This is a genomic window from Chromobacterium sp. HL1 (assembly GCF_057418835.1).
Genome location: NZ_CP162399.1, coordinates 972,389 through 981,573 on the forward strand (window position 1 = coordinate 972,389; position 9,185 = coordinate 981,573).

Genomic DNA, 9,185 nt, shown 5'->3' on the forward strand with positions numbered 1-9,185 from the left:
TTTCACCGGTTGTTCTTCAGCGCTACCCTCAGCGCTTCGACATTTCCAGTCTCAGTATATTTTATTGATTGGTCTGAAAAGACCGCATATGAGGCGATTCCCCTCATTGTTCCGTGCCCTTGCGAGCAGCTTTTAGCGAACATCGGGCATGCCTGCGCGTGAGCGCATTGGTGCGGTTCTTCTTGGGTGTTGCTCATTTCTAAACTCCGTCTCGTCGAGCCAAGGGCCTATCTGTCATTCGTCAGTCATACTGATCTTTTATGCAAATATTGTCCCATCTGACGCCGTTCAGAGTCACTGTGTAAAGTTCTAGTTCACAGAAATATTCTGTACTGATGGCGAGTTTAGAAAAACTTAACAAGCTATGAGTTTTCACCCGCGCCAAGTTTGAACATCAGCTGCTCCATCCTGGTGCAGCCGTACTCGGCCTTAAGCTGATCAAGGCTGTATCTCAGCCCATTCAGAGACATGTTCAATTGTAATGCTGCCTGCCGCTGTGTTAAGCCCTGGTTCAATATCAGGTTTATTATCATTCTCTGATTGACTGTCATTTTTGCTAGTAATCTGTTTGATGCAAAAACTCTATAGGCTACGTCGGCGAAGTCAGGCATCAGGATTTCCAGCAGCTCGCGGGCCGGGCGCTGGGTCTCCACGTCTTCGCCGATCAGGGACAGAATCAGCCGGCAGTCTGGCCATGCCGCTTTGTACGAGAGGCCATGCGTCAGGCCACTTGCGACCACGCCACGGTGGAATCGCTCTTCCAACTGCGTCTTGGGCTTCATGCCCAGCAGCAAGGGCGACCAAGGGAACACAATGCCGGCGGGGCCGAGTGCGACGGGGTCTACGGTGTCGTAGCGCGCGGCGGCGTATTGCTCCAGCCAGGCGGCCGGCCAGCCAAGATTGATGTGCATGCCCTCGTCGAAGCCGTCGTCCCCGAAGAACGCGACGAGGATCAGCGGCGCGCCGCCAGTGGTCACTCGTACAAGGGATAGCGCGGCCGCCAGGTCATCCTTTGTTTTGACCCGGATCAGCAGCCGGCGAAGCACCGCGGTGTCGTGTACGGCGGCGCCGGCCCGATTGCGGAAAAGTTCGATAGCTTCGGGCAGATTCGACAGGGTTATCTGCATTTAAAATGGCCTCCTCTGTTCAAGGTAGGCCATTCATTAGCGCAAAAAAACCCTGCCGCGCGTAGAGGTTTCAGCGCGCGGTTTTAAGGAGGAGCTGAACCAGCTGCCAGACTTCGTCCGGGCCTTTGCTCAGCATCTGCTCTGCGACGTCTTCAATCGAATCTGCGGAAAGATAGGGCTGGTCGGTGGAGGCAGGCGGCATCTTGTTGCCCTTCCCTGTCTCCAGCCACTGCGGCGTGACACCCAGCGCCCGGGCAATGTCCAGGATTCTGGTTGTGTCGCGGTTACGGCCGTTCTCCAGATCACCGATCAAGCCGCGGCTGACGCCGGCCTTGCGCGCCAGGTCTTCCTGACGCCATTTGCGGCGCACGCGCTCCGCCCGTATTCGTTCACCTCGTCCATTCATTGACCCATTTTCGGGTACAGGTGGGACGTGATGGCAGCTTGCTGTGACGTGATGCCGGAATTGTTGAAATGAGAAAAGCCCGCAGTTGCGGGCTTAACTTAGGAGTCTCTACTTCGCTTTAGGAGGCTGAGGGACAGTTGAGGTCGATGGCTGCGGAACCATGTATACAACTGGAGGAACTTGAGGAGGAGGCGCTTCAGCCTGTCTCAGCTGCATGTATGCGACCCATATACCTCCAATAGCAACAGCAATGCCAATGACCCACTGGAGCATATTGATGGATGACTTGAGGCCATCAATTTTGCCTTCAAGACCTTTCTCGACCCCGTCAATCTTTGCGCCTAGCGTGTTGAGAGTCGACGTTTGGGCTTGGATCAGCGACTTGATTTCAGAAAACTGGATTTGGTTGTCCGCACGCAAAGACGCCATCTCCGCTTGCATGCCGGCAGCGGTTGCCTTCACTTCGGCCACATTGGCCTCAAGTTTGGCGTCAAGCTCTTCACGCGTAATTGATGTGCTCATACTAGCAGTATGGGGCTTGACGCCCTTGGCTTCAACCTTCTCCACCATCTCCGCACTGAATTCAGACACAGTTTGCGTGGCGAGCAGGTCCAGAATATCCGATGTCAGTGGATACCATGAAGAGGTGTCAATGCGTACATCATCGCCGTTGAAGGCACGCCCGTAAGTAGCCTCCGCCTCTATTGCCCCTTGGGCCATGGCCAGCTTGTACTGGGGATGCTCCCTCAAGTCACTTACCTTTGCTCCTTTAGCCACATTCACTCCTGCTCATCTTCAGGTGGTGTGGCCGAATTTTCGTCCAGCCATTTGCGAATCTTGACTGCGTTGTGGAATTTTAGGTAACCACACTTCTCGCATTCAACCTGAACGGTAGTTCTACCACCTAGCTTTCTAAAGGTTGCGATAGGAGAGACCATTAGGACCATTACAACCTGCCCTTCACCTTCATCAACGCTTGAGGAGATCGAGAAAGTTGAGTTGGCACAAACAGGACAGACTTCGTCTGGGGCGACATTTGTGAAAAACTTTACGGCCTCTTCATAGGAGATTCGGATTTTCTCATTGTCGTTTTTAGGCGTTTCCTCAGTCATCTTTTCCCTTATTGCAAGCCTTTTGGCTGCGGTTTTTGCTCAACAACTTCTGCTGTGTTTGAGGCTGATTTCTTAGACTTCCGGTCCAGGGGCCGCCCCGAGTTGACGATGGTCATCAGCACCAGGAAGGCGAGGACGCCGACCGCGGCGTACACCGCCCATTGTGGGTACTGCTGTTCTTGCTTCTTAGATTGCATTCCAGAACCACTTGATGATTTGCCAGGCGACGGTTAGGACGAGCGCGCCTGCAGCTATTGTCACGATCATCATGCTCAGCCAGTAGAGCGCGGCGCCGCCGGCCACCGCCCCGAGTAGGGTCGGGATCACGCGCAGCAGCTTAGGCCACTCCGCGCCGCCGTGGCTCATGATGAAGCTCCACGTCAACCATCCCCCGCCGAAGAACCCTATCAACATCCCGAGGCCGCGGATCTTGTCCTCTCTACTCCTATCCTCTGCGGCCTGCATCTCTTGGGCATTGTTGTAGTGCGCCGTCACACCATCACTGAAGCGTTTGCTGTATCTGGTCATTGGCAAGGTTTGATTCACTATTTGACATTGGCATTTTAATCCACTTGCTCCCAGAGGTCGATTTCACACCGTGTGTACTTTTGGCAACACGGAGTGGCATAAATTCGTCAAAAAATACACGTCATGTTGATTTGTTGATAAACGTATTGTTTAATTGGGTCAACAGCACAGCAACACCGTGCAGCCAGCAGGCCAAGTGCCTGTCCCACACCGACAACGGAAAGCCTAAGCGGGCGCGAAGAGCGAAGCGCAGGTGAACAGCAAGGGTCGGTTCAGCGGATGAAGCGTGATAGCGCGGACGCGGGGGTCAGATAAGGACGGATGATTTCGAGCCGCCGTCCTCGTGGTCGCCACTGGGCGCGGCGCTGATTGGTGGGAGATCTTTGATAGCCGCTTCACCGAGGCGGCACACCCAAGCACCGTGACAGGGGGCTTGGGTGTTCAACAGCAAGGAGTACGGCATGGAAGAGGGCAAGGGTCTGCAGGCAGGGCAAAGCCTGGACATGAAGCAGAAGGAACTGATTCTCTCGGCGATTTGCGAACTGGCGTCCAGCTTCCCCGGGAATGTGGCGCAGCTGGACGGCATTACCAAAGAACTGATCAAAAGCGCGAAGCTGATTAACGAAGCTTAATGTTGTTGAGAGTTACTTCTTCAGAAATATCCTCTTGAAGTCTGGAAGACAACTGCTTGATAAAGTTTGCGACAAGGTCGGCCTTAACAGGATCTGCAGAGGAGGATGCTAGGAACTTTGGATCAGTATTAATAATTTGGATGGTGATGTTAAGGGCAAGAGTATCCGCTCTGAGTTTATCCATTGATGATCTCCAAAAATGTCAAATGGATTTCCAGTCTAGCATGTCAGACGGCCGGCCAGTCACCTGGCGCTGGACAACGTAACCGGCAGATGGCCTTGGCAACAGGGCCATCACCAAAGCGTCGTGACAGGGCGCTTTGGTGGTTAAAAGGAGGGAGTGCAATGGCGACAAATTTAGACGAGTGGCGGGCAAAGTTCACCGCATATCACCCTGAGTTTTGCCGAGTGCAGCGCGAGGCTGACTTCCTCGTGGCAAAAGCGGGACTAGTTTTCGAAGCCCAGTTCCTAAAGCAAAACCCGAGACTGGCCTTCCTGCCAGAGGTCTTGCAGGGGAAAGTGGTCAGGGCCGAGGGCGCAATGCGATCGCGCCTGTATCGCGATCTTGGGCTCACTGGCAATTACGTTGCGCACTGACCGGGGATGCCATGATCAAATCAGCGGCAACCAGCCTGAGCCCCGTCCGCGGGATCGCTAAACCGCACATCACCTACAGCCACAAGCTGCAGTCCTTTTATTGTTACGGCGGCGGGTCGGGAGCGGATGGCGGCTCCATGGTTGAGGCTTTCCGAGCATGGCAGTGCCGCAAGGGTTTTATGGACGCGTGCTTTGACCTGATCGAGATGGATGACTGGGTACAGGCATGGGAAGGGTGGTTTGATTCAAGTAAAGGCAGTTTTGATTTTCGGCATTGCAAGTAGTTAACAGGGGAGCGGCGCCCTGGCCCAACGGCTGAATCCTCCGCGCTGGCGAGGTTAAAGGCCAGCACCTACACAGCCGCTCGGTCACCTGGCCGGGCGGTTTCTTTTTGCACGACGCACAAGGGCAACAATGGAAACCATCATCAAAGGCCGGCAACTCGCAGACCTCGCGATCGAGGCCGCCAAGAAGGCGCGCAGCTCCGGGCACTGGTGCATGGCGCGCTGGGCCATGAAGCGCGGCGTGCCGGTTAATGCATACCTGGCTGCGCTCCGGATGGAGCTGGCTACCCGTAGCAAACAGGCGCCGGCGGCCTGACGAAACGCCAACAACTGGAGATCAGCATGATCAATATCGGAGACCTGGCCGTTTATAGATCCGGCCGGAAGAAGGATGCGGACAAGGTCGTGGAGGTCGACTCCATGACCGAGTGCCGGGTGCGCGTTGTCGAGCGCATCGAGGGGGGGCGTACCGCATGTTCAACGTCTCGCCGGCGAAGCTGACCAAGCTTAGCGGCGGGCTGCTGGAAGGGGGCGACCTTGCGACTGGTGCTCACTGACGGCCAAAGCAGGGCAGTTCTGGGAGAGTTCCCAGGCGGCTCTTTCAACGACTGCGCAAAGCGCGCGGCTCGTAAGTACAAGGGGATGATCGCCAGGCTGGAGATCAAGAGCAGCTGGATCATCCAGGAGGAGGGCAACCCGCGGAACCAGATCCCGGTTTCGTCAGTAGCGTGAAGGGCGTGGGGCATTTCGCCCCACTAACACGAGAGCGGAGGGAAGACCCAAGCCGGGCAGTATCGGCCGGCCCGCTGCCGTGTTGGTGAGCCTCCGCACATCAGCAGCCGGCTTGCCGGCAACCCATCGTCCCTGTGTTTTGGCCCCGCCTCGTGCGGGGCTTCTTTTTTCCAGGAGGCAACATGCGTCCCGAAATCATCATCGGCTGGATAAGCGACGAAGTGGCCGCCCACCTCCGCCGCCAGGGCAAGCGCCTGCATTTCGAATTCGTGAGCCGGCACGGTCAGCCGGTTCACACCGTCCGCCGGGTCGTGCTGTGATGCGATCCGCTTTCGTCAACCTGCTTGTTTGCTCTGCCGTGGTGGTTGTGCTCGCCGTGGCCGGGCAGTGGGGGTAGTCATGTTCCGCAAATGTTTGTTCTCCGCCGCGCTGAAACACACCAGCCAAGAACTGATAAAGACCATGCAGCAGCTTGAGGACCGGCGTGATGACTTTGAGCTGGTCGAAACCGTAACTAAGGAGCTGGTGGCGGTGGGTGTTGACGCCTCAGCCGCATTCCATCCGCCGTCTACGCCGTTCCTTCGTGTCAATGGCTGGGGCGTTGCAGATGTCGAGACGCGGCTCAAGTCGGTTGCTGCAACTCTTGGCCTAGCTGTTGCACGTAACGGCACCGAAGGCTGGTTACTGGTAGCGGCCGGGGCCGGCGGGCCGAAGCTGGCGATCGAGGTCGCCGCGTCTTAATTCATGCGGCCGCACGCCGCCCATCAAGGAAATTCGAATGACCTGGTTTAAACAAGCATCGTTCTACTTTCTCGGCGCCAGCGTCGACAGCGCGCTGTTGACTGCCGCACTGGAGCAGCGTCCCTTCACTCAGCCGGCTGGCCTGGATTGGTTTGGCGAAGGCTGGGGCGAAATCGCATCGTTCCACAGCAGCCCGGTCCTGAGCATTCAGCAGCGCCATTTCGTTCGGCTGAAGCGCGAAGACAAGGTTCTGCCGCCTGCGGTGATACGCAGAGCCGTCGACGCCAAGGTGGTAGAGATCGAGGCCAAGGAGCTGCGCACGGTAGGGCGAAAGGAAAAGCTGGCGCTGAAAGAACAGATCACCGACGACCTGCTGCCGCGGGCGTTCACCCGCCAGTCCAGCTTGATGGGCTATGCCGACAACACCAGCAAGATTCTGGTGGTGGCGTCTGCGACGTCGTCGCGCGCCGAGGGCTTTGTCAGCAAGCTGCGCGAGGCCTTGCCGCCGTTCCCCGCCACGCTGCCGCGCACCAGGATCGCACCGCACACCGCCATGACGGATTGGCTGGCCGCAGGCGCGGCGCCGCATGGCTTCGAGCTGGACAGCGACGCTGTGCTGCGCGACAGCGGGGAGAGTGGAGCCCAGGTTCGGGTCAGCCGCATCGACCTGACCGCGGACGAGATCCGTCAGCACATCGCCACCGGCAAGCAAGTGACCCGAATTGGCCTGATCTGGCAGGAGAAGATCCGCTTTCAGCTGACCGACACCTTGCAGCTGCGGCGCATCCAGTTCCTGGATCTGCTGCAAGACCAGGCCAGCCAGACCGGCGACGACCGCGAGTCCCTGCTCAACGGGACGCTCACCATCATGTCAGAAGAACTTGGCGCACTGATCGCGGACGTCGTCCGCGTGCTCGGTGGTCTGGAGAGTAATCATGGTTGATCTGGATGAATTGGAAGTGGTGAAGGCGAAGCTCGCCGCCGTAGACCTGACCCTGCACCTCGAGCGCCGGGCACTTGTGGTGATGACCGCGCAGCGCGACGCCATCACCCGTGATTTTCGGGACAGCGTAGAAGAGGCCAAGCGGCTGGACGGCGCGCTCGTTGAGAAAACGCTGCTGTGCGACAACCTGCTGCTCGCAAACATGCTGTTGCATCGCCATGCCCAGCAGCTGGTCGCCGAGAACTTGACGCTGCGGATGGGGCGGGTGGCGTGATGTACCCCGACATCAAGAGCGAGCCGCGCGTTGTGCCCGGGCTCGCGCACCTATTCTACCGGCCTGAGCCGAAGAAGCGGCGGCCGGCGGGCGCACGGTACTCGCTTGACCGGGTGGAGCACAGGGTCGAAGACATGCCGCGCGGCGAGTTCACGAGCGCTGATGTCGCCAAGCTCTTGTGCCTCAGCATCGAGTCCGCCCGGCTGATCTGCACCGACGCCGTGAACGCCGGGCTGCTTCGGATCGTGCGGCGGGAGCGGCAGCTCAAGATCTACAGGAAGGCGACCTCATGACCGAAGACGACCTCGCCGCCTGGCGCCGACTCAATCCCGGCGCTCCGATCAACCAGCCGCCCAAGTGGGCGGCTTTGCTTTTGGAGGTCTCGCGATGATCCGCGACCAATTCATGCTCGACCTGAACCGCGAGCTCATCGTAGACAACTTTGCCGGAGGTGGCGGCGCCTCAACGGGTATTGAACTGGCGCTGGGGAGGCATGTAGACATCGCCATCAACCACGACCCGGAGGCCGTGGCGCTCCACAGCATCAATCACCCTCAGACCGAGCACCACTGCGAAAGCGTGTGGGACGTGAATCCGCGCGAGGTTACGCAAGGAAGGCCTGTCGGGCTGATCTGGTTCAGCCCAGACTGCAAGCACTTCAGCAAGGCTAAGGGCGGAAAGCCTCGGAACAAGCGCATCCGCGGCTTGGCCTGGGTAGCGCTGCGTTGGGCATCGCTCCCGTATCCAAGTAAGCCGCGTGTGATCTTCTTGGAAAACGTGGAGGAGTTCCGGACCTGGGGGCCGCTGCTGGCCGATGGCAAACCATGCCCGAAGAACAAAGGGCGCACATTCAACAGTTTTCTGAACGCACTTGCGCGCCAGGGCTACAAGGTTGAACACCGGGAGCTGCGCGGCATGGACTACGGTGCGCCGACTATCCGTAAACGCCTGTTCCTCATTGCCCGTAGTGACGGCCAGGCCATCGTCTGGCCAACCCCCACCCATGGAGACCCGGACAGCGCCGATGTAAAAGCCGGCAAGCTCAAACCGTGGCCAACGGCGGGCAATGACGTGATCGACTGGAGCATTCCATGCCCGAGCATTTTCGAGCGCACGCGTCCGTTGGCGGAGAACACACTGCGGCGGATCGCCCGCGGCATCAACCGCTATGTCATGAACACGGCGAAGCCGTTCATCAAAGAGAACCCAGCCGGCGCGCCGCATGCGATGGGAGTTGTCGCCACCCATCTGGTCCGTCAATTCGGCAACAGCGACGCAGCGCCGGCCGATTCGCCGGTCGGAACTGTCACTGCCGGCGGCGGAGGCAAGACCCAACTGGTGGCCGCCAACCTGCTGAAGCTGTACGGCACCAGCCAGGACGGACAACCCGCCAGCCAGCCCATGCCTACGGTGACCGCAGGCGGCAACCACATCGCCGAAGTCCGCGCCTTCCTCGTGAAGTACTACAGCGAGGGTGGTCAGGATCAGAGCCTGTACGACCCGCTGCATACCGTTCCCACCAAGGACCGCATGGGCCTGGTGACCGTCGCCGGCGTCGAATACCAAATCGCCGACATCGGCATGCGAATGCTGGAGCCGCGCGAACTCTACGCGGCGCAGGGGTTCCCGAAGACCTACGTAATCGACCCCGTCATCAATGGCCGGCGCTTGCCTAAACACGCGCAAGTTCGGATGGCAGGCAACAGCGTCTGCCCACCCTTGGCGGAAGCCTTGGTGCGCGCGAACTGCGCGGACATGATGGCGTGGAGCGGTGCCGAGCTGAAGCAACGCCGCGGAATCGCCGCATGA

Annotated in this window: 16 protein-coding genes; 9 read left to right on the forward strand and 7 right to left on the reverse strand. The window is 58.7% G+C overall.

Annotated features, from left to right (window positions below; genetic code table 11):
* Nucleotides 1-362: 362 nt before the first annotated feature.
* From AB1Z25_RS04580 to AB1Z25_RS04605, 6 genes are all read right to left on the reverse strand, one after another.
* On the reverse strand, nt 363-1,127 hold the full coding sequence (locus AB1Z25_RS04580) for an autoinducer binding domain-containing protein (protein WP_486636674.1): 765 nt from the start codon (nt 1,125-1,127) through the stop codon (nt 363-365).
* A gap of 70 nt (nt 1,128-1,197) precedes the next feature.
* Complete coding sequence (locus AB1Z25_RS04585; protein ID WP_486636675.1) at nt 1,198-1,533, reverse strand: helix-turn-helix domain-containing protein; 336 nt, start codon at nt 1,531-1,533, stop codon at nt 1,198-1,200.
* A 108-nt stretch (nt 1,534-1,641) separates the two neighbouring features.
* Nucleotides 1,642-2,310, reverse strand: coding sequence for a hypothetical protein (locus tag AB1Z25_RS04590; RefSeq protein WP_486636676.1), 669 nt, complete (start codon nt 2,308-2,310; stop codon nt 1,642-1,644).
* Between the two features lie 2 nt (nt 2,311-2,312).
* Complete coding sequence (locus tag AB1Z25_RS04595) at nt 2,313-2,645, reverse strand: hypothetical protein (RefSeq protein ID WP_486636677.1); 333 nt, start codon at nt 2,643-2,645, stop codon at nt 2,313-2,315.
* 8 nt (nt 2,646-2,653) lie between these two features.
* Entirely contained in the window at nt 2,654-2,842 is a 189-nt protein-coding gene (locus AB1Z25_RS04600) for a hypothetical protein (RefSeq protein ID WP_486636678.1), read from the reverse strand.
* Nucleotides 2,832-3,173, reverse strand: coding sequence for a hypothetical protein (locus tag AB1Z25_RS04605; protein WP_486636679.1), 342 nt, complete (start codon nt 3,171-3,173; stop codon nt 2,832-2,834). Before AB1Z25_RS04605 ends, AB1Z25_RS04600 begins: the two co-directional genes overlap by 11 nt.
* A 461-nt stretch (nt 3,174-3,634) precedes the next feature.
* Here AB1Z25_RS04605 and AB1Z25_RS04610 point away from each other — a divergent pair, with 461 nt between their 5' ends.
* Nucleotides 3,635-3,805 carry a hypothetical protein gene (locus AB1Z25_RS04610; protein ID WP_486636680.1) on the forward strand — a complete coding sequence of 57 codons (171 nt, stop codon included), beginning with the start codon at nt 3,635-3,637 and terminating at the stop codon, nt 3,803-3,805.
* On the opposite strand, the gene AB1Z25_RS04615 is transcribed toward AB1Z25_RS04610, so the two are convergent.
* A complete protein-coding gene (locus tag AB1Z25_RS04615; protein ID WP_486636681.1) occupies nt 3,792-3,989 on the reverse strand; it encodes a hypothetical protein in 198 nt (65 codons plus the stop codon). The two genes, AB1Z25_RS04610 and AB1Z25_RS04615, sit on opposite strands and share 14 nt — an antisense overlap.
* 424 nt (nt 3,990-4,413) lie before the next feature.
* Here AB1Z25_RS04615 and AB1Z25_RS04620 point away from each other — a divergent pair, with 424 nt between their 5' ends.
* The 8 genes from AB1Z25_RS04620 to AB1Z25_RS04655 all read left to right on the forward strand — a co-directional run bounded on the left by AB1Z25_RS04620 (nt 4,414) and on the right by AB1Z25_RS04655 (nt 9,185).
* Nucleotides 4,414-4,686 carry a hypothetical protein gene (locus tag AB1Z25_RS04620; RefSeq protein ID WP_486636682.1) on the forward strand — a complete coding sequence of 91 codons (273 nt, stop codon included), beginning with the start codon at nt 4,414-4,416 and terminating at the stop codon, nt 4,684-4,686.
* Between the two features lie 130 nt (nt 4,687-4,816).
* Nucleotides 4,817-5,002, forward strand: a complete 186-nt coding sequence (locus AB1Z25_RS04625) for a hypothetical protein (RefSeq protein ID WP_486636683.1) — start codon at nt 4,817-4,819, stop codon at nt 5,000-5,002.
* A 598-nt stretch (nt 5,003-5,600) separates the two neighbouring features.
* Nucleotides 5,601-5,738, forward strand: a complete 138-nt coding sequence (locus AB1Z25_RS04630; RefSeq protein ID WP_279720939.1) for a hypothetical protein — start codon at nt 5,601-5,603, stop codon at nt 5,736-5,738.
* Between the two features lie 79 nt (nt 5,739-5,817).
* Entirely contained in the window at nt 5,818-6,159 is a 342-nt protein-coding gene (locus AB1Z25_RS04635; RefSeq protein WP_486636684.1) for a hypothetical protein, read from the forward strand.
* Between the two features lie 37 nt (nt 6,160-6,196).
* A complete protein-coding gene (locus tag AB1Z25_RS04640) occupies nt 6,197-7,102 on the forward strand; it encodes a recombination-associated protein RdgC (RefSeq protein WP_486636685.1) in 906 nt (301 codons plus the stop codon).
* Nucleotides 7,095-7,376 (forward strand): hypothetical protein, encoded by a 282-nt coding sequence (locus tag AB1Z25_RS04645; protein ID WP_486636686.1) that lies wholly within the window; start codon nt 7,095-7,097, stop codon nt 7,374-7,376. The genes AB1Z25_RS04640 and AB1Z25_RS04645 overlap by 8 nt, the downstream gene beginning before the upstream one ends.
* Nucleotides 7,376-7,669 carry a hypothetical protein gene (locus AB1Z25_RS04650; RefSeq protein WP_486636687.1) on the forward strand — a complete coding sequence of 98 codons (294 nt, stop codon included), beginning with the start codon at nt 7,376-7,378 and terminating at the stop codon, nt 7,667-7,669. The genes AB1Z25_RS04645 and AB1Z25_RS04650 overlap by 1 nt, the downstream gene beginning before the upstream one ends.
* 94 nt (nt 7,670-7,763) lie before the next feature.
* Entirely contained in the window at nt 7,764-9,185 is a 1,422-nt protein-coding gene (locus AB1Z25_RS04655; RefSeq protein ID WP_486636688.1) for a DNA cytosine methyltransferase, read from the forward strand.